12 protein-coding genes are annotated in these 21,091 nt (G+C 52.2%); all 12 read right to left on the bottom strand.

Going from position 1 to position 21,091, the window contains the following annotated elements:
- Positions 1–9: 9 nt before the first annotated feature.
- Complete coding sequence (locus KF749_01725; protein ID MBX2989866.1) at positions 10–2,154, bottom strand: hypothetical protein; 2,145 nt, start codon at positions 2,152–2,154, stop codon at positions 10–12.
- Between the two features lie 174 nt (positions 2,155–2,328).
- Complete coding sequence (locus tag KF749_01720; GenBank protein MBX2989865.1) at positions 2,329–4,539, bottom strand: LysM peptidoglycan-binding domain-containing protein; 2,211 nt, start codon at positions 4,537–4,539, stop codon at positions 2,329–2,331.
- A 146-nt stretch (positions 4,540–4,685) separates the two neighbouring features.
- Positions 4,686–6,233, bottom strand: a complete 1,548-nt coding sequence (locus tag KF749_01715) for an acyl-CoA carboxylase subunit beta (protein ID MBX2989864.1) — start codon at positions 6,231–6,233, stop codon at positions 4,686–4,688.
- A 171-nt stretch (positions 6,234–6,404) separates the two neighbouring features.
- Positions 6,405–6,821: a hypothetical protein gene (locus KF749_01710; GenBank protein MBX2989863.1), complete on the bottom strand. Its 417-nt coding sequence runs from the start codon at positions 6,819–6,821 to the stop codon at positions 6,405–6,407.
- A gap of 214 nt (positions 6,822–7,035) precedes the next feature.
- Positions 7,036–9,864 (bottom strand): T9SS type A sorting domain-containing protein, encoded by a 2,829-nt coding sequence (locus KF749_01705; GenBank protein ID MBX2989862.1) that lies wholly within the window; start codon positions 9,862–9,864, stop codon positions 7,036–7,038.
- Between the two features lie 173 nt (positions 9,865–10,037).
- The gene (locus KF749_01700) at positions 10,038–11,117 is read right to left on the bottom strand and encodes an Omp28-related outer membrane protein (protein ID MBX2989861.1); all 1,080 of its coding nucleotides are present in this window, start codon (positions 11,115–11,117) and stop codon (positions 10,038–10,040) included.
- 36 nt (positions 11,118–11,153) lie between these two features.
- On the bottom strand, positions 11,154–12,794 hold the full coding sequence (locus KF749_01695) for a hypothetical protein (protein ID MBX2989860.1): 1,641 nt from the start codon (positions 12,792–12,794) through the stop codon (positions 11,154–11,156).
- Between the two features lie 13 nt (positions 12,795–12,807).
- Positions 12,808–13,314 (bottom strand): TlpA family protein disulfide reductase, encoded by a 507-nt coding sequence (locus tag KF749_01690; GenBank protein MBX2989859.1) that lies wholly within the window; start codon positions 13,312–13,314, stop codon positions 12,808–12,810.
- A gap of 135 nt (positions 13,315–13,449) precedes the next feature.
- Positions 13,450–14,382, bottom strand: coding sequence for a YihY/virulence factor BrkB family protein (locus tag KF749_01685; protein MBX2989858.1), 933 nt, complete (start codon positions 14,380–14,382; stop codon positions 13,450–13,452).
- A gap of 31 nt (positions 14,383–14,413) precedes the next feature.
- A complete protein-coding gene (locus KF749_01680; GenBank protein MBX2989857.1) occupies positions 14,414–16,645 on the bottom strand; it encodes a UvrD-helicase domain-containing protein in 2,232 nt (743 codons plus the stop codon).
- Positions 16,646–16,880: 235 nt separating this feature from the next.
- Entirely contained in the window at positions 16,881–17,384 is a 504-nt protein-coding gene (locus tag KF749_01675; protein MBX2989856.1) for a methylated-DNA--[protein]-cysteine S-methyltransferase, read from the bottom strand.
- Between the two features lie 135 nt (positions 17,385–17,519).
- Positions 17,520–21,023, bottom strand: a complete 3,504-nt coding sequence (locus KF749_01670; protein MBX2989855.1) for a hypothetical protein — start codon at positions 21,021–21,023, stop codon at positions 17,520–17,522.
- Positions 21,024–21,091: the final 68 nt, after the last annotated feature.

The raw sequence follows: 21,091 nt of genomic DNA, 5'->3' as shown, positions 1-21,091 counted from the left end.
TACACATTCTTATTTTATCACCAGGAATTTCCCCGTCTTCACATCACCCGTGTCGCTGTTGCGAACTGTGAAGAGATACAATCCCGAGGCAATAGCCTGATCGAATTTTGTAATCAAATCCCACGCATGCTCGCCTCCGGAAAACTGAATCGGTGTTTGCGTGCTGCCGAATCGTTGAAACCACTCCATTGTTCCGCCGTCGTACGTTGCCCCTTCATGCTGAAGGTTTGCAACAACATCGCCCGCCAGCGTGTAGATTTTGATTTCACATCGCGGAGGAAGATTGTAGAAGTAGATTTTCCGTGATCGTTCGGTTCCGCCATCCCAATATGCATTTGCATAATAGGGATTCGGATAGACGCCGATTTTGAGATTCGCAACATCCACCGTATCTGTTCCGGGGATGACACGGCGAATCTCCGTTCTGCTCTGAAGAGACGGAAGTGACAACGCCGAATCGCCCTGGCTGTACGACGCAACGCCGTAAATGTACTGCCACCCGTTGAGATGAGGAATGCTCTCCCCTGTTGGTGGAAATCTATACCAATAATCTACGGTATCTCCCGGAAACCGTTGCGCTTGGGGAAGAAGAATTCTGCTGAAGCCCGTGTTGTACCCGATGGTGTTGTCGGGTCTGTCGAATTCTCCGACGAGCGTCAGATTCAAAAGAACATTTGTCGGATCGATGAAATCCGCCCCCGGATTCGAGCGGTAAATTCTGTATCCCTCGAAATCCTGTCGTCGCGTAATCGGATTCACCGAAAGCTCCGCCGTCGATTTGTCCCAATAGATTGTCACTTTCTGACTCTCGACAACTGCCTTCACCTTTGGTGATCGGGGAGGTTGGGGGAGAATAAAATGATCGAGAATGCCATTCCCGTTAAGATCCTCTCCCGGATCAAGAATATTGTTCCCGTTTACATCTTCCCCGTCGTACGCCTGCTGTGCGAAGCCCGCATTCGTATAGAGAGTTCGGCGTTGTTCACGCGTATCGAGATTTGCCGCATCGGGGCCGAATTTCCTGGCACAAATCACCCCGAACACCACCTGCAACGAATCACCCGGCAACAGCGAATGAAACGGGCCGGTCGTAAGAAGAGTCGTCATGTTGTCGGCGCGGGTACGCAAAGGAGCTATCCTGTCGGGAGGAAGAGAAGCAGACATTCGATCGTACCGGCTGCGCTCGCCTGCAACCGTTCCGAAATCAAGCAACGGCGAGAAATACGCCGGATCACCCGCGGCCGTCGTCGAAAAACGCCAGGCGTTGTAGTATGTTTTGGGGCCCAAATTCCCAAGTGAATCCACCCCTATCGGAAACGGCGTCATGCCCAACAGCTTGATGCCAATGTAACTCCCTGCGGCCGGAGGAGTTGGCACGCCGTCAAAATCAAAAGAATACTTCATGCGAAGCGTGTCAGCATAGCCGTTCGCCCCGCGTTCAAAATAGCCTGCGGTTCCCGGCCGGACGTTGTTCGTATTCCGGACAACAGCATTATCCCACAATCCGACATACACAGAATCGAGCGTGTCAAGACCCGTGTTGTAGATTGTGTAGTTGAGAACGACGAACGCGTCGGCAAACGGAAAATTCCAGGCGTACGATTCCTGACGGACAGTAATGCCGAGAGGCACGGGTCTGTCTGGCTCGGAACTGTCTCGCGGCGTCGTATCAGTGTACCAACCGATGAAATCCTGGTGGCTGATGGCGCTTGTGTCGAAGTAGCGGGATTCAGAGAGAGATGAACGTTGAATGATTGATGTTCCCGGTATCGAAACAAATTCGAATCCCCTTCCGGTTACGGTGGAGACGGTATTTGATGAGCCGGTACTCACTGCGCGGAGCCCGTCGCGTGCCGGATTTGGCGACTTGATTTCCGCCCCGACCCAGAGTCCTCCTTGATAGAGATGTTCGATGCGGGACCCAACGGGATATTCACATGACGGCTGGCCCTCGCTCCAGTATGCGTTGCGGGTTCCGATGGTGCCGAAATTGGTTATCGTGAGACCGATGTTGCCTACCGTTGTGTAGTTCCGATCTGAATCGTCCGCAATTTTGAAGAGAATGGGGCCGCCGGTATCCCCGGAGATGTTGGTGAGAAAGCCAAACAGCGACAGCGAAAGGACGGCAAGCAAGAATTTGTATCGAAGCTGCATCAATTCGGGGGAAATCTTGGGTTGAGATGAACAGAATCTTGTGAAGCCAATTTATTGCTATTCGCTCCGAAAGTCAAGAATACGCGGGAGGTTTACAGAGAATTCACATTCGCATAAAACAAAAAGGATGTGCAGCCAAGCACATCCCTTTCCAACCGGCAACTAACCGAACGGTCAGTTTGTTTCCTTCTTGATAATCAATTCTTGACCGGCATAGATCCGGCCGTTGCGGTTCAAAGAATTCCATTCTCTGATTTGCGACTCCTGAACATCATACTGTTGCGCAATCTGCCACACGGTATCGCCTTTCCGGACAACGTAGATGATATGCTTCGACTTCCCCGCGGAGGTTGCGCGGGCATCGGCGAGTGATTTGGCACGGGCCGATTCGACTTCCTTCACAACCGGATAGACGACCAGCTCGTCGCCCGGCATGATGCGCGACGAACGCAGGCTGTTCCAACGCTGAATCTGCTGAACAGTCACGCCATGCTCGCGTGCAATCTTGTCCAGCGAGTCGCCCGACTTCACCACGTACACGCCCGAAGCGTCGGCGGCAGATTCGGTGACCGGAACGGATTTTCCGGGTTGGGACTTCTTCTGAGTCGGCGTCATCGCATCAATCGAGGCAAGTGCCGGGGCGGCAGACTTGTCAACCCAGACAACGATTCTCTGCCCCACTTGAATCGGCCGGTTGTACGGAAGATTATTCCACGTTCGAATGTCTGTTGCCCGAACCCCGTACCATTCCGCGATATGCCCGATGGTATCTCCGCTTTTTACGCGGTACGTCAATCTCGTTTTGTCCGCCGGGATTTCCGGAGCAGCAGGAGCCGAACGAATCGTGCGTGCCTGACTGCGGACACTCTCTTTCGGCTCGGGATCATACATCATGGACGATGGTATGTTCGACGCGATATCGGTTCGCTCTTTGGAGACCGGGATCATGACATTTCCGCCAACCTTCAATCTGCTGCGTGCTTTCAGTCCGTTCGCTTCTGCAAGAACCTGATGCGACACGCCATAATGCCGCGCTACGCTTTGAATGGTTTCACCCTTCTTCACCCTGTGTGTCACCCAGGACATCTTCTTGCTTTCCGGTAGCGCCGCATAGTTCTGTTGGAACATCTCCTTGTCGACCGAACCCGGTACGCGCAACTGGAATCCCTTGGATGTCGGCGGCGTGGAACGATGGATGAGTCCGGGGTTCAACTCACGCAGGATGTCGAAATCCGTACCCGCACATTCTGCAAGCACCTCCAAATCAACACATTCATCGACGGTTACATAGTGGTACTCCAGCGGATCCGCCGGCGTGACGTCGAAGCCGTACTCTTTGTGATTCATGGCGATCAGCGAAACGGCGATGTACGACGGCACATAGCTTCTCGTTTCGCGGGGGAGAAATCTTCTCATCTCCCAAAAATCCTTCGAGCCGCTCCGGCGCATCGCCCGGTACACTCGTCCGGCGCCCGCGTTGTACGCCGACATCACGAGATACCAGTCATCGAAATCGGCATAGAGGTCGCGCAAGTGTTGCGCCGCCGCCCGCGTCGCTTTCTCGAAATCGCGGCGATCGTCGTACCAGAAGTTGCCTGTTAATCCGTACCGTACTCCCGTTCCTTTGATGAACTGCCACATGCCTAGCGCTTTCGCCCACGAACGTGCCACCGGATTCAGGCCGCTTTCGATCATGGCGAGATAGGCCATTTCTTCGGGAACGCCCTCTTCCCTGAAAATTTTGTGAATCATCGGGAAATACTTGCCGGAGCGCTCGAGCCAGCGTTCCATATGATGGCGTCCCCGGTTCGTGAAGAATTGAATATGCTTCTGCACAAGATTGTTCACGACGAGTGGCACCGATGTACCGACGATGATGCGTTCCGGTTGAACGGACGCAGTATCGAGCTGATCGGAGAGGAGATTGAGTTTCTCGCGCAGAGCAAATACCGAGAGTGTCGAATCGACAACACCCGACTTGCTCAGAAACTTCTCGTAGTCCTCGACTATGGTCTTGCTGAGATCAGTGAAATCCTGGTTTGATTCTATTTCGGGATAGTAACTAAGTTCATCGAGGATTTCGATCGCCCGTTCAAACTGGCGGCTCGCCCTGCCCGAATCGCCTGTTTCCTCGGCGCGCATGGCCGAGAGATAATGCTGCCGTGCGCGTTCGAGTTGAACCGCCGTCAGCGAGTCGTTGCTGATCAGGAGATTGTCCGGCATGCCCTGCGATTCCACGGGTTCCGGTACGTGTTCGGTTATTGGTGAAGTTGAAGTGTCGGCGGAATTCGTAGCAGAAGAGAGGTTCCGGGTGGTTTCGTCGGTGGAACATCCTGCAAGAAGCAGGAACGCGAACGATGTCAAGACAAGAACAGTTTTTCTCATGCATCCTCTCTAAAGTGAACATCAGGGCAGCACTGCTGGGAAATGGTGGCTTCAAAATACGCGATGCGGCGCGAACAATCAAGGCGTTGCCGGAGCAATTGAAGAATTTTAATGCTGCCGTACACCGTTGTTCCTTCCGCTCCCCGTCACAGCGGAATGTTCCCGTGTTTCTTCTTCGGGTTGTAATCGACTTTGTTCTCCAGCGTCTTCAGCGCGGAAATCAGGCGGGGCCGCGTGTCGCTTGGCACAATCACCGCGTCGATGTAGCCGCGACTGGCGGCAAGATAGGGATTCGCAAATTTCTCCCTGTACTCTTTCTCACGTTGGGCGAGGGCCGCGTCTTTGTCGGCTGCTTTGTCAATTTCCTTCTTGAAGATAATCTCGGCGGCACCTTTCGGTCCCATCACGGCTATTTCGGCTGAAGGCCAGGCGAAATTGAAATCGCCGCGGATGTGTTTCGAGTTCATCACATCATAAGCGCCGCCGTATGCTTTTCGTGTGATGACGGTGATCTTCGGGACGGTCGCTTCGCAGAAGGCATACAATAGCTTTGCGCCGTTGGTAATGATGCCGCGCCACTCCTGATCCGTGCCGGGGAGAAAGCCGGGCACGTCTTCAAACACGACAAGCGGAATATTGAACGCATCGCAAAAGCGGACAAAGCGTGCCCCCTTTTTTGATGAGTCGATATCGAGAACGCCGGCAAGCACATTCGGCTGGTTGGCAATAATGCCGACGGGCATGCCATCGAGTCGGGCAAATCCCACGACGATATTTTCGGCGTACAACGCATGAACCTCAAAGAAATCCCCGTCGTCAACAACACGGTGAATCACGTCCTTGATGTCGTAGGGTTTATTGGGATTGGCGGGAATGATGGAGTCGAGCGCCGCGTCTTTTCTGTTCGGATTGTCACGAGGCTGTACCCGCGGGGGATCCTCACGATTGTTCGGAGGGATGAAGCTGACGAGCCGCCGGACGTTTTCGAGACATTCCACCTCATTCTCGCACGCAAAATGTGCAACGCCGCTTTTCGAGGCATGCGTTACCGCGCCGCCGAGTTCCTCCGACGTTACTTCTTCGTGCGTTACTGTTTTTACGACGTTCGGGCCTGTCACGAACATGTAGCTCGTGTTCTTCACCATCAACGTGAAATCGGTGATCGCGGGCGAATAGACTGCCCCGCCCGCACATGGCCCCATGACGGCGGAGATTTGCGGAACGACGCCCGACGCCAGCGTATTCCTCAGAAAAATATCCGCGTACGCGCCTAAACTCACAACGCCTTCCTGAATGCGCGCCCCGCCAGAATCATTCAGCCCGATAACTGGGCATCCGATTTTCATTGCAAGATCCATAATCTTGCAGATCTTTTGTCCGTGCGCCTCGGAAAGTGAGCCGCCGAATACCGTGAAATCCTGGCTGAAGACGCATACGGTTCTGCCCCCGATTGTTCCGGTTCCTGTTACAACGCCGTCGCCCAAAAACTTCTGCTTCTCCAATCCGAAATCACTCGAACGATGCTCGACGAGCATATCCACTTCCTGAAAGCTCCCTTCGTCAAGCAGGACGTTGACACGCTCGCGTGCTGTGAGTTTGCCTTTCGCGTGCTGATCGTCGATGCGCTTTTCGCCGCCGCCGAGAAGAGCCTGTGCTTCCAATTTCTTGAGATACTCGACACTGTTCTTTGACATAATCGTGCTGGGTAGAATGAAGGTGAGATTCCGGTTTGCAGGTGAAATATATCAAAGAGGGATGGGTGAATCAACAAAGCGCACTACGGGAGATCAAAAAAACAGAAGCCCCGGCAGTGACGCCGGAGCCATGCCCGTCTAGCTTGTCGACGCGTTTGTCAACCTACAGAACTATGTCCAATATGTCTTTGCTCTTAGATACTGGTAGAATCCAGTTGGACAGTAAACAGTAATGGTCTGTGTGCCACTTGAACTGGAAATGACCTCCTGAAAAGCATAAGTTTGACCAATGTTCGGCAAGTCATAATTCTTGTCGAGCAATGTTGCGCCATTTCCATCCTTCACCACAACGCGAGCATAAGTAATTGGGTCTTCATCACCTCCAGTAATCACGTCTCTCAGAAACTCGAACCTCAATTCATAAGCAGATTTCCCAGGATTGAAGCTGATAGGGCCAGAGTCTTGCCCGGCCGCCAATGGAAAGCTTGGATTAGTCTCCCAGATTAGGTTCCACCCGACGCCTGCACTGAGATGGCCACCCATGAAAACTATAAAGCAGAGAATAAGAACTTTAGTTGGATACTTCACGGTGCACCTCCTTTGGATTTGTGATTAGAATGGGGAACCGGATTGGTCTGCGTCAGTCAAACTACTGGTATTCCCCTCGAACACGCGTCGACGTCGAAAACGTAAGGACAAGCAAAGCTAAAATCAATAGCTGTGTACATTTTGGGAATCAGCAGAAAAAATGAACTCCAGCGTTTGCTGGAGTTCATAGTGCATTTCCTTGCAAATCTTGATGTTACTTGAGGAGCAGCATCTTTCTGATATCGCTGAACGGCGAGCTTCCATCAACCGGCTTTGCTTCGAGGCGATAGAAATACACGCCGCTGGCAACGGGCTGGCCGAATCGGTTCTGGCCATTCCAAACGATATTGTGAACGCCCGGCGAAACAACCTCATTTTGAAGCTGCATCACCTGCTGTCCGAGAATATTGAAGACTTGTAGATTCACGGATGATGCACGAGGCAGGGAGTATTGGATTGTTGTTGTCGGGTTGAACGGATTCGGGTAATTCTGGCTCAGACCGAACTCAGTCGGGACAGACGCAGGAATCTCCTCAACGTCAACAATTCTGCAATCATCCGTCAGAACATACAAGCCCCACTGGGTTGCACCGGGAACCGAACCGCCCGGAATCCAGATGCGGACATTGTTCGGAGTGACTGTTGACGACACGACACCCCAGTAGTTCGAGCCAGCACCGCCGCCGCGGCCGGTAATGATCTGCGGCAACCATGCGGCACCATTTATATCCCAGATATAGATACTATCCTGCTGTGCAGGAGCCGGTGAAGTTTCGCCTGTCACGAAGTAGAATCGGCCGTTTACGGCATGGCCGCCCGGGCGGGATGATCCTCCTCTCATAGGCACCGCGGGTCCGGCTGCCCATGTAATCGTATTGGCGTTGGCACCAATCGTCCCGATGTAGAAGTCGTTGCGGTACGCCCCGCTGAAGCCTGCCGCAACAAGAATCTGGTTGCCCCACAAGCCCATTGCATGCGTTCTGCGACCGACGGGAAGCGGTGTAGAGGTAGACCATGTATTCGATGCGGGACGATAGACCTGGACTGTCGTGAGATAGGTAGTCCATCCGCCTGCAACATTGATAATCACGCTATCACCCCATGCTTCTGCGGTATTTCCTGTAACAGGTGTTGGGATGTCAGCGATTGCCGTCCAACCGGCTCCCGGAGTGTACTTGTACTGGGCCGCATCGCCTGCGGTAATTGCAGTCAAGCCGCCGCCGATGTAGTAGAGGCTGCCGCCAAGTGCTACAAGGTCACCGCCTGATTTCGCGGTGGGCAGCGAAACGCCTGTTCCCCACGTCTTTGTTGAAATCGAGTATGTGTACACCGCTGTCGATGGCACACCCGTCGCCGAACCGCCTACGATGTATAGCGTGTCACCCAATGCTGCCGAGGCGTGACCGAACATACCTGTTGGATAGGCAGGAATCGGACCAGCGTAGCAAGCTTCATCGGGATTCGGTGCAATCGACGGCGTTACCGGCACAACCGTAGCCCGTATCAGCGCATCCTCAATGTCCTGTGACCTGTAGGGTGCCCAGCCTCCTGTGAATTCCCAAGTACGGTACGATATCGGCGCAGTGGTTTCACGCGAGAACGCGATATTGCCTTTCGCACCGACGAAGAATCTGCCCCCAGTGATTCTCACACTATCGCTTCTGAAGTCGATACCGTTGAACGTGTTGGCTACACCATCCAGTGTCCTCGTTGCGAGAACAGCCCCCGGCGCTCCGCTTGAACCGTCCAGAATCTCTACCGTCAAGGGCTGCGCCGTTACCGCGCCAATGCGAACATACACGGATTCCACGCGTACCGGATAGGCCGATGCAGGAAGGTCAATCATCACGCCGTAACCTCCGCCGCCAATCCAACCAGTTGTTGTCGATGCAGTTCCGCTTTCGAATTGAATCGTCGTACGCTGACCAAGCGCAAACGATGCCGAGACTATCTCTGCAGTTTTTGTGTTGTTGCCTGGCCCGACGTCGCCTGCAACAAACGCATCAAAGCGCGCGGTGTATGAACCCGTGACTGTTGGTGTAAAGAGTCGGGGGAATACGACGGTCTGCTCGGAACTCGGTGCCATCGATGCAATAAACACTGTATCCCTGTAGGTTTCGAGCGCACGTGAAATCTGATACGTAATCCGAACATTGGAAAGTGCCGCCGTGCCGAAATTCTTCGCAACACACTTCACAGTGTCAGGAACATTCACATTAATGATCTTTCCTATGTTCCCCGCGTTCAGTCCGCCAACAATACCCGCATCGGTAATCTGCAGGCCCGTGTTGACTGTTCTCTTGAACCGGATGGCGTGGCCGCTATCGGGCAATGCAGCATGCGGAGGCGCGGTAGAGTAAACATAGTTTACGCCGATCTGTCCCGTGGCGTTCTCAATACCAATACACAGACGGGTATTATTGGTAGAATTGTAACGTCCCTCCTGCCGTCCGTACTGGTAAGTGATCGAGCTGTCTGCTTTTCTCAGAATAACCTGGAACGTGTGGCGTGTATTGGGGTTGATCGTCTGCTCCCATTCCGTCACGTTGATAAAACTGACAACAACCGAATCGACTGCATTCGTCCAGTAATACACCTGGCCTCCTGCTCCCGCCTGTCCGCTGAGAACGAGATCGCCGACGCAGATGGCGAGCATGTCATTCGGGTTGGCTGTGTTCGGCAGCGCAGCAAACGGGGGGGCAAAGTTGCCGGGCGCCGAGAAGTTGATGTACCCGTTCGAGCCGACATAGAACCTGTCGACATTGTACCAGTAATAGGGGAACTGGAGTTGCATCGGGAACGGCCCGACGAAGTTATCGTCGCCGAGGCCCGTTACCAGAGTTCCCCGGGTTGTAATATCAACCCAATTGAACACGGGGCCTCCGGGCTCGTTATGCCGGACTGCCGTATATCCCCATGCATCGGGACCAACGGTGTCCGGGCTTGCAGGCACCGGCTGCAAAGTCTGCCCACCTACTCCACCCAACAGCAATGCAGGCAGCGCCAGCACCAGAAACGCCGCAACAGTAATGATACGCATCATACAACCTCCTTTAGTAGTGTATGTGGTTTGTGAGTGTGATTTGTGTGATGTGAATGGTACAGCCAAAGCATGACAAGAAACAACACGAATGGTTCAACCTCGCCGGCAAGGGCCCGTGCACGCACAGGCCCCTGTTGCCATCGTGTTCATTGTTCCGGCAGGAACAACTTCCGTTACTTCATGAGAATCATTTTCCTGGTTTCAGAGAAATTGCCTGCCGTCATGCGATAGAGATACATGCCGCTGGGCAATACTGTGCCTGCATTATCCGTCCCGTCCCATTCCGCTTTATAGACACCGGCAGCCTTCTCGTCTGACACAAGTGATTTCACTTCACGGCCGAGCAGGTCATACACTGTTATCGAGATGAATGAACGGCTGCTCACCGCATAGTCGAACTGCGTCGTCGGGTTGAAGGGATTGGGGTAGTTTTGGGAGATGGCGAATGTTGTGGGAATGTCGTTTGACGGATTGCCGACGCTGGTCGGAATGTCAGGGACTTCCATGTACTCGACGTTCTGGACTTTCTTGTTCGCGTTATCCTGAACAAATACGATCACGCGGCAATGCGTGGCATTCCAGTTCGAGTTAAGGGTGATGGTACGGGGAACGTTGACCGTTTGTCCCTGAGAAATGGAAATGGGTGAGCCGTTGGCATCGGGGTACATGTTCCGGTGGACGAAATGATGGATGAACGGAACGTACCCGCTGCCCGAGTTTTGCGGTTCGGGAATCTCAGATTCCACAACAGCCCAATGAACCCGCCAGTTTGCAGAATTGACGTTTTGCTCGGCAGTGATCGCGGCATTCATCTCCAATGTGTTGCCGTTTCGTGTTCCGGTCACAACGATGTTGATGGGGCTGAAATCCAGCCAACGTCCCTCGATTGCTCCCGGCCATGAACTGTATCCGCTTCCGCCATCAATAAATCCGTCGATAAAGGCACGCGGAGCGAAGTTGCCACTGGGTGCATAGTAGTTCATCCTCGTCTGAACAGGCGCAGTATTGGCAAGATACATCGGATCATTCCCCGGCGTGGGCCACCAGACATGATAGGCAAGGGTAACGACGCTTGCAGCACCGCCATAATTCGGAAGCCAGTTCTGGAAGTAAAACACATCGGCGGGATAGCACGGAGCGCACGTTGTGCTGGTGATCATCTCGAACAACACCTTCCGCGCGGCTGCGTCGCCGGTAGCGGTGAATCCGCTCAGCAGGATCACAACGGCCAGAAGTAGTGAGAGTTTTTTCATAACTCCTCCTTATTGTTTGGTTGATGGAAAAGCGAGCTACAGATAACTGAGAATACTTGCCCGAACTCCTAAGAACGGGTTTACAACACGGCATACTCCGTTTGCACAGATTTGCCCTCCCCGGTCTCCTCCTACAGTAAGTGTTAGTGTGTGATTGTTGCTGTATCTGTACGATGCGTCAATAGCTGTCCAGTTCTTTCGTCCGTCGTTCGTCTTTTCGTCCGTTGTGAATTCGTAGCGAAGCGTCACGGCAAAATCGGGAGAGCGGGCAACGCCGAGCGAGAGTAAATGGTTGTAGAACCTCCGTTTCGACGGGTTTGCATCGTCGTACACCCATTGCCGCTCGGAGACGAACTTCAACACCCATTCATCCGCAACGGTGTACTGTACCGAAACGGGAATTGCCGTCAGCCGCCGGGATTCGATGACCCCCTTCCGGTTTCCAGGCAGAGGATACAGTTCTGCCAAATCCTCGGACCTCCTGTTCAATCCAACCAGCACGTAATCAGTTCCTCCGTCATCAAAATAGTACTGAACGTCAGTGTACACTTCCCAGAAAGGTGAAAACTGCCTGTCAAAGCTCGGCAGGAATGATGTGTTCCGCGGCATTGAACCAAATACGGGAAACGGAGCACCGAAAATACTCCGGACACCGACTGAATCAAAACTGTAATGCCTGCTTGAAGCGGAGAAATTCAACGAACCGGTGAACCGCTCAAGGGCTGTGTAGAATACATCCACCTGAAATCCGACTTCGTCATTGAAATCAATAACGTGAGGATAGCGGGAGAGCAGCGTGAATGTATGCTCCTTGTGAACGATCGGCGCATTCTGAAACGCAAGGGCTTTGTGTGCCCTGTTGCGATTGTCCCGATTCAACGGGTCGGTAATGCCGAACCTGTAGTCTTTGTACTCCACTGTCACGCCGAATGATTCTTCAGAATACGACAATGACCCGTAGAACCCCGTCCCCCGATGCGTACCGTTCGTGTCGCCATACACGGTGGTTCGCTTCTCGGCGTACGAAGCATAGAAATCGAATCCTGCATACGAGCCTTTCACCGAGTATTCGGGTATGTCAAACTGCGCGTACATATCGGGGAACGCCGGGGGCGGAAATCTCGATTTTCCTGATGCAACAGTAAACCCGAATCCGAAATACGGAAAAGGATTTACCTCAACTGTCCCCGCCCGCAAGCGATACTCTTCAACGCGACTCAGGTCGAGAATGTCGAGATAGCGGACATCACCCGCAGTGATGCCGACTCTTACCTTGTCATTGGAATACTCCATCTTCACGCCGTCAAGTCCTGTATCATAGGCAAGCGCCCTGCTTTCGAACAAATTCAACGCGAGACCCCGTCCGTACAGAGTGTATGAATCACCGGCGCGGATGTAGAAATCGTCCTTTCTGAATTCGAGATAGCGTTTCTTGATACCCGAGAACTCGGCCCCGAACTCGGGCGGCGCATCGTGCAGCAACCGGAAACCGATCAGGAAATCGGACATCGAAATCTTTGCCTCGGTCAGATTCTCGAAATAGTCACGCCGCTGCGAAACAGTGCCCACACGTTCATCACCGCTTCCGTAGCGGAGATAGTTACTTACCGAATAGTTGAGATGTGATTGTGCTGTCAGTGAAGCCGGAATACAAAGCAGTAGTACCAGTTTACGCAATAAATGGCTCCGTTTATTCTTTCATCATACTGAGTTTTAGAATCTCGTCTGCAATTTCCTTTTCATCACCGGGCAGAAAACCGGTGCGTGCTGAAACAACCTTCCCCGACTTGTCGATCAAGACGGCGAACGGGAGATTCTGGCCGTTCAGCGCCTGAAACACCTGTGAGTTCGGGTCGAGCATCACCGGAAAGGGATAACTCTGCGACCGAACATATGATTTCACTTTTGCAATACTCTTCGGACTGTCGAGATTCACGGCAAGAATCGTGAACGCACCGTCTTCATGCTCCTTGGCAAAGGACTTCAACGCCCGGAGCTCAAGTTTGCACGGTTCGCACCACAAAGCCCAGAAGTTCATGTACACAGGCCCCTTCTTCAGATATTCTGAAAGCACCGAGCGCGTTCCATCCAATCCGTCGAGTTTAAGTTGAGTAATGGAACTCGATTGCGAGTAGGCCTTTGATGAGAGAACAAGTACGACAAACAACAGAAGGTAAACTATCTGACAACGACTCATAGTCTTCATTGCAGATGCGTTTTATGTATGGAAGTGGGAATCTGAGAACTGGAAGTTCCAGTTTTAACAACCACTGGAACCTGTGACGAATATAAAGAAGACTGCGCAGAATGTCAACAAGAACCGGGCGAACAGCTATTCCTCAATGTCCACCCAGCGGCGAAGTTTTCCGGCCTCCTTCAGCTTCGCCCTCTCCCAATACGCCTGCCCGACAATGGCCCCGATGACGAAAATTATACTTGAATAGTAGATCCAGATCAGTAGCACCAGAATGAAGGCGTACGGACCGTAGATTGTGCCGATGGCAGAGAATTGGGAGAGATACAGGGCAAACACTTTGCCCGACACAACCCACAGCACAGTCGTGGTGATCGTTGCGATGATGCCCGTTAGCCGGGGGGGCTTTGTGTCTGGTATGTAGCGATAGACGATGTAGAACATCACCGCCGTGAGCAGCACAACAACAATCGTCGGCAGCGTGGTACCAAGATCTATCCGGGTCAGTGTGTGAAGGGCGGGCACCGTTTCTCCGATAGTCTTGAGAAACGAGAGCATCCAGATGAACACGTTCGACGTTACAAACAGGAGAAACACCAGAAACACAAACACGACATCGTGCAGAAGACTGACAAGGAGACCCCGAGTCCGCTTTAAATGAAATATGCGATGCAGAACACTCCGCAACGCATCAAACAGCGACGTGGCTGTCCACAGCAATACGATAGCGCCGAAAATTCCAATCGAACGCCTGTACGCGACAATATCTTCTACAACCGCGAGAATGGATTGCTTGATGCTGATGGCAAACGGTTGAGGCGGAAAGATCGCATCGAGAATATCGTTAAGCTGTCCGATTGCTGCTTGGGAGGAATTCAGGAACATACCGAGCGCGGAGGCAGTCAGCAGCATCAGCGGAATCATGGTGAGAATGCCGTTGAACGCGAGTCCGGAAGCAAGGAAGAGAATGTCTTCGCCGAACAACTTCTTCCCGATACGCCGCGTATAAAACCAGACGGTTTCAAGATAGCGCAGGAAGAATTTGACAACCTTGATGACGGATTCTACCATGGTGTTCTCCTCATCGCGAGAGAAGCCGGTCTCACGCAGAGCGCAGGTTTGCGAACTTCAGCATCAGGTTCTTTTTCCCCACAGACTCGAAATCAACGACGGCACGCGCATTGTCACCGCGTCCGTCGATAGCAATAATCCGGCCTCGCCCGAATGCTTCATGGATGACGCGGGACCCGACCTTATGTTTTGGCACCGGGCCTATTTGGGACTCGTTCTCATAATCCGGCATTATGTCGGTGAAGTACTTGTTCACGTCATCGTTGTTCTTTTTGAATTGCGCGAACGGCTTGCGTACTTCACGCGGCGCCGGAGGCGAGAACGCGGCAAGCCGTGAATTCCCTTCCGTGACCACCAGGGACTCATCAATCTCATCCAGAAACCTCGACCGGACGGAATAACTGAACTCGCCGAACCGGTAACGAGTCAACGCGTACAGGAGATACAGTTTCTTCATCGAGCGGGTGATGCCGACGTAGAATAATCTGCGTTCTTCTTCCAACTCCTTCTTATCGAGCATCGAATTGGAAAGCGGAAACAATCCTTCTTCCAATCCGGTAACGAACACAACGGGAAACTCCAATCCCTTTGCCGCATGCAGCGTCATAATGGTCACTGCATTCCGCCCGAATTCAGCCTGATCGACATCTGATACAAGCGAGACTTCCTCCAAGAAACCATCCAGTCCGGCATCTGGCCGCAAATCGTTGAACTCGGTCAACGCGGAAAGAAGTTCCAGCACGTTCTCCCGTCGTGCAAGCGATTCCATCGTGTTTTCCTCTTTGAAATCTTGGAGGATGCCGAGTTCATCCACAAGCATGCGAGCCAACTCACCTACACTGAGTTCATCCTTCAATGCAATGTACTTCTTCAACAGTGCGGAGAACTTGCGGACGGATTTCAGGGCCCGCTCAGGGATCGCGTCGCCAAGTTGTTCCGACGCCAGTCCGTCAAACAACGGGAGCGACTGTTCGCGGCAAAACGTTTGGATCCTTTCCACTGTTGTCTCGCCGATTCCGCGGCCGGGATAGTTGATAATGCGCAGCATGCTTTCGGCATCTTTGGGGTTGGCGATAACCCTCAGATACGCAAGAACATCCTTTATTTCCTTGCGTTTGTAGAAAGCCACTCCCCCCACTATTATGTACGGAATGCCGTTGCGCCGCAAGGCATCTTCGATAGAGCGGGATTGCGCATTTGTGCGGTACAAAACGGCAAAATCCTTCAAATCGAGCTTGCGTTTGCGGGTTTCCTCTTCAATCTTTTGTACAACCTTGAACCCCTCTTCCCTGTCATCATCAGCAATGATAAGCGTGACAGGCTCGCCTTCATCATTATCAGTCCAGAGGGTTTTCTCGATCTGATCCACATTTCTTTTGATGACGGAATCCGCCGCCGCGAGAATCGTTTTCGTCGAGCGGTAATTCTGTTCAAGCCTGAAGACCTTTGCCTCCGGATAGTCTTTTTCGAAATCCAGAATGTTCCTGATATCGGCACCCCTGAATGCATAGATGCTCTGCGCATCATCTCCAACAACACAAATGTTTCTGCCGAGACTCGCCAATTCGTTGATGAGCTTGTACTGCACACGGTTGGTATCCTGGTATTCATCCACCATCAGGTACCGGAATCGCCACTGGTAGCGTTGGAGGATTTCCTTGTGTTTCTGGAACAACTCGAGGGGCTTCAGCAACAGATCATCAAAATCCATCGCGTTGTTGTGCCGCAGTCGCTTCTCATATTCCTCGTACACAAACGCCGTCTTTTCCATCAACGGATCTGCCGCCGCCGCTTTGAATTGCCTGGCCGACATCATTTGATTCTTCGCCTGGCTGATGCGTGAACGAACGCCGTTCGCCGGGTATTGTTGTTGCGAGATGTTGAGAGATTGCATGATGCTTCTCACCATCTGCTGCGAGTCGTCCGTATCATAAATCGAGAAATTGCGCTCGTACCCGAGATGTTCGGCTTCGAAGCGAAGAATGCGCGCAAAAATCGAATGGAATGTTCCCATCCAAATGCCGCGGCTGTCCGGACCCACCAACGCGATGATACGTTCCTTCATTTCCTTCGCGGCTTTGTTGGTGAACGTAAGCGCGAGTATGGACTCGGGGCGTTTCCCTTGCGCAAGAATATACGCCGTACGGTATGTGAGAACCCGTGTCTTACCGCTGCCGGCACCGGCAACAATCATCACCGGACCGTCGATGGCGGCGGCGGCTTCGCGTTGAACGGGGTTGAGAGATTCGAGAAATGCTTGCATCAATAAGAATTCAGTACATACACTCTGCACAACGACACATCACAGCAACACCTCCGTGCTTCCGTGAAACTGCGGCAACCTCCACTTCACTTCATGCATATTTCACTTCGGCATACGTGATGATAACGAAAATCAACGCGGTAATCAATAAAAGACACCACGCGCAAGAAAACGAAAAGGGAACTTCCGCGTGTTCAGTTCCCTTTGTCAATCAACTGCGAGGCGTGTCGCCCGATCAGATCATGAGGGCGCCCTCAAGCTTCAGAAGGAATTCTTTGGTCTTCACTCCTGCCGAGTAACCGACGAGAGATCCGTCTGCTCCGAGAACGCGATGACACGGAATCACGATGGGCAACGGGTTCGCCGCATTCGCCCGGCCCACGGCCTGGAATCCGCGGCTTGTGCCGATACGCTTCGCCAATTGTCTGTACGAAATGGTTGTTCCGTACGGTATTTTGTTGAGTTCCTTCCACACACGGAGTTGAAAAGGGGAACCGATCAAGTCGACGGGCAATGTGAACTTTGCGAGTTTCCCGTTGAAGTAACGGTTCAGTTGGTCGATGGTTTCCTTGTTGCGCGACTTGTTATCCAACACTTCATTATTGTCGAAATTGTCGTGCAACCATCCGAAGAAGTCCTTCCTGTTCTGCCGCGGCACACTGATCTTGCACGTCCCCTTCTCCGTCGAAGCGACGTAGATGAGTCCAATTTTGGATTCGAAGGACGTGCAATAAACCATGAGGAGCAGCAGTGTTGAATTGTTGGGGAACGTGAGGGCACCGGGTTCAGAAGATGCGAATTGAGTATAACGAAGGCTTTCAAAAAATGCAAGAAGAAATTCTGTTTCTTTTTGCTTGCTCAAAAAAAATCTGACTCAGAAGAAGGCGCGTACTTCGGCACGCGCCGTGTGAACGGGAGGTCTCCCTCCTTCCGTCCGGCCGTCGTAGTTCAACGTCGCCTGAATGAAATGCGTGACGCGATAGTCGAACGCCGCCCGCCACAGATATGTCTTCCCGGGAACTCGCCCGCCCGTCAGTTCAAACGGGAGTATATCGCTTGTTCTGCTTAGGAGAATTTCTTCACGCGACGCTTCAACGCGTGCTTGCCCCGCTCCCTGAAATGCGTACACGAATCTCACCGATTGCGTATTGAGATCCGCCTTGACTGCAGGTATACTGTATTGATCCGTGGATTTGCCGACTTCAAACTTCATTCCCGTTTCAATATGTTGATACGGGCGATAGGAAAGATCGAACGCGAGCGTATTCGATTCGATATCCCGCAATCTGCTGTTCATTTCCGTACTGCTTACCCGATCAATGCGGTTCACAAGGTCGATCTGATTGGCAATTTCTGTAACAAGTTGCCATCGCAGACGCAACGAGCGCTCTCGTGTAAAACTACGTTCTTGTATTCCGCTTGAACTGCTTGAAGCAAACTTCGCCAAGCCTTTACGTTGCGAGAATCGAAGACGCGCATTAAACTCGGGACGTCCTTCGAAGAAGTTCACATCCTCGGTAAAATATGTCGATCCCGCAATTGTGGAATCGGACTGGAATCTGCTGAAGTGCAACAGGTAAATCTTCTTGAGATCGGGTTCACTGCTTTTTTCTTCAACACGTACGTATGTCTCACTTGTAACAGCATTCAGGATATCCCCCCACACTGTTCCCGAAGATGAAAAGAGTCGGGAGGGAGTGATGCGAAGCCTGACGCTTGTCTTCAAATCAATGACCGGATAGAGCTGGTCGGAAGGGACCGTAACGGCTATGTAGTCGCCATCGAATCGTGTGAGCACAAACTCGCTTTCATCCGCAACGCCGTTGTTGTTGAGATCACCGAGATACTTGTAGTTTCCTGTGCCTAACGCAACCCTGACGAACACCCGCTCAAGGCGTGATGAGCGCTGGGTTGCCACTTCATAAAAGAGGTCGGTTTCGATTCCTCTGTTGAATGGCGTGAAACGGCTCTGGTTGCGGACGAGGACGGTACTTATGTCTTTGTTTCCCAACGACTTAAAGGTTGGAGTGTATTTCTTGTTTCTGAATGTCACGTCGAGCGAAGACGAGAGCGAGTTCCATTCCGACAGCTTCCACGCATACGAATGTGTAAATGCTCTCGATTCCCGAATCAGGCTGCCGGCACTGAACGCATCCTCATTCCGCCATTCAAGCTGGGTCGAGAGAGACATCTTCCAGAAATCCGGTATACGAAAGCCGGGCGCAAACACGTTGAATGCAAAACTCCCCGCTTTCAGCGAGTCCTTTGACAAGTACCTGATTTTCCTGTTCTCATTCTCATACTTAAATGTGGGAATGATGTCGTTCCACGTGTACTCGAAACTTCCGTTTTGTCTCAACCAGGAACTGTAGTTGTCTGATGGTGTTTCCCGTGTCCGCACACTCTCGAAGAAATAGTGAACAGCCGGCAGCGAATCCCCCTTCATCGAAAAGGTGGCATCGTTTCGAACTGTTCGCAACGCTTCGCCCCTCACGATCTTTCCGTACCCTGTTCCGACAGAAATGGCATTTGTTGGAGCATAGCGAAAGGATCCTTCCTGAATCTCCTCATTGGATTGAGTGAGAGATTCGATCCCCCATTTCCTGTTGAACTCAATATCGTTTGCCCTGTCAACAGGAACGAATCTTTTGTTGACATACCGTTCACGAATCCTCATGTCAAACGAGCCAATGTTTGCCCCGCCGATGGTCACCTCTTTTGGAGTATATGCCGCTTCGACTTTGAGGGCATGACCCGCATTATCACCGTCGCCGAGAGTCGAGAGCCGATTCGCATCATAGCTGCTTGCCCCGTATTCCCCGGAGACCCGCAAATCTGATGTTGGCGCTACGTCAAGCTGAAAATCGATTACTTGGGACGAAGTCGGCAACGCAAGAAATCTGACCGGAACATAATCGCCAAGTCCCGGACCCCGCCATTCGAATACACCGACTGACTGTCTGACGTATTCTCCCTGCCCTGCTCCGACACGAGAGAAGGTTATCACGTACTGCGCATCGCGTCCTGGTGCGTATCTGAAATGATGATACAGCGTGCCACCGATGAGCGTACTGTCAGGAACATAGTATCCGTTGGAATCGACCCGTGTAACGCCGCTGAGAACAGCCTTTGATTGATCATCACCTGCGGCTTGAAGAATCGCGCGGGAACTGTCAGTCAGCGAGAAGTCAATCGGAGAATCAGGATCATCTGCTTCACGCAGGTAGGAGAATGTGAACGTTGCCTTGTCATTGAAGAACCGGGATGAATTTTGTCCGGCAAGAAGAGATCGGGAAAACTGCCTGTCGGAATACTCAAAGTCAATTGTTATGCGTGAGGCGGAAGTGATGAGACGGCGAGGGGTGAACGTAACTTCACCGTTGGAATAGTCGATTGTGTAATCATTGGTTTCCCCCCGGGTTTGCAACTCGCCGTTGATGTACACACGCTCGGTTCCGGCTATTATGATGATTTGCCGTTCGTTGTTCTTTCCCACCAACCGGTACGGACCCTGAACCGCTTCAAGTCCCTGAAATTGATTTGTATTGAATTTGCCGCGTGTTGTTGCGGCGGTAAGAAGTGACGTACCTCCGGCAAATCCGAGGCGGTAGTTTGCACCCACCTTGGCACCCTGCAGCTTCCGATTCAGGCGGGCGAATTCCGTTCCGGCAAGTTCGAGGTTGAAATCTCCGAGTGTAGCAGATCCATCTGTGCTTCGCAATTCAACAAATACTTTGTCGAATTCCTGCAGCGTTTGCGTAGTTCCTTCGGGCTGAATTGGCGTGTTCTCGTCCGTCAGGGCCGCCACGACTTCGATATCGTCGGTGAGTTTGCCTGCGAGCTGAAGGCGGAGCCCGCTATTCAGCGAGAAATCACGATTCGAGCCAACCGTAAATCCCCGCACAATGCTCCCGCTTTTCTGTAAATTCTGCCCGAAAATATCGTCAAGTCCGAACGACGAACGCGGTCGGGAAATCCGCAATGTGTCCCTTCCAACAGAATCCTTCAGCACAACCAACTTCCGTCGGTAGTACGAATCCTGAAATCGGAATGGCAAATAGCCGTAATACACCGTGATCGTGTAGGAAGAATCCGGTTCAAGGGAGTTGACAAGTGTGGAATCGAACGTAATCCGTCCGAATCGATAATCAATTCTATACTCAACATCTCTGACAAGCGTCCGGACTGAATCCAGCACAACGCTGTCGCCAAATGTTGTGATGAACTGGTGTGGAAGCTGAAAGACGGAATCTCTGTTACTGGATGTAAGATTAAACGAGTGTACAGCAGTTGGAAGTGCCGGTACAGCTAACTCTTGAGCAAACGATGCTGCAGCGAGGAAGATTGCCGCCGGAATTATGAGAAACCGTTTGCTCATCGTGAAGAAATATACATGAAAGGGGTTTCGTAGCAAAGGCGAGCAAATTGTTTTTCCCGGCCGAAAAG

It is taken from the genome of Bacteroidota bacterium, from assembly GCA_019637975.1.
GTDB lineage: Bacteria > Bacteroidota > Ignavibacteria > UBA10030 > UBA6906 > CAADGV01.
Note: the sequence above shows the minus strand (reverse complement) of the source record. Positions and strands in the feature narration are given on the sequence as shown.

Bases quoted from the DNA above. Each gene is read 5' to 3' on its own strand.
- KF749_01685 (MBX2989858.1), bottom strand. From the start codon at position 14,382: ATGGTAGAATCCGTCATCAAGGTTGTCAAATTCTTCCTGCGCTATCTT.
- KF749_01725 (MBX2989866.1), bottom strand. From the start codon at position 2,154: ATGCAGCTTCGATACAAATTCTTGCTTGCCGTCCTTTCGCTGTCGCTG.
- KF749_01690 (MBX2989859.1), bottom strand. From the start codon at position 13,314: ATGAGTCGTTGTCAGATAGTTTACCTTCTGTTGTTTGTCGTACTTGTT.
- KF749_01715 (MBX2989864.1), bottom strand. From the start codon at position 6,233: ATGTCAAAGAACAGTGTCGAGTATCTCAAGAAATTGGAAGCACAGGCT.
- KF749_01670 (MBX2989855.1), bottom strand. From the start codon at position 21,023: ATGAGCAAACGGTTTCTCATAATTCCGGCGGCAATCTTCCTCGCTGCA.
- KF749_01700 (MBX2989861.1), bottom strand. From the start codon at position 11,117: ATGAAAAAACTCTCACTACTTCTGGCCGTTGTGATCCTGCTGAGCGGA.
- KF749_01705 (MBX2989862.1), bottom strand. From the start codon at position 9,864: ATGATGCGTATCATTACTGTTGCGGCGTTTCTGGTGCTGGCGCTGCCT.
- KF749_01675 (MBX2989856.1), bottom strand. From the start codon at position 17,384: ATGGTTTATTGCACGTCCTTCGAATCCAAAATTGGACTCATCTACGTC.
- KF749_01720 (MBX2989865.1), bottom strand. From the start codon at position 4,539: ATGAGAAAAACTGTTCTTGTCTTGACATCGTTCGCGTTCCTGCTTCTT.
- KF749_01680 (MBX2989857.1), bottom strand. From the start codon at position 16,645: ATGCAAGCATTTCTCGAATCTCTCAACCCCGTTCAACGCGAAGCCGCC.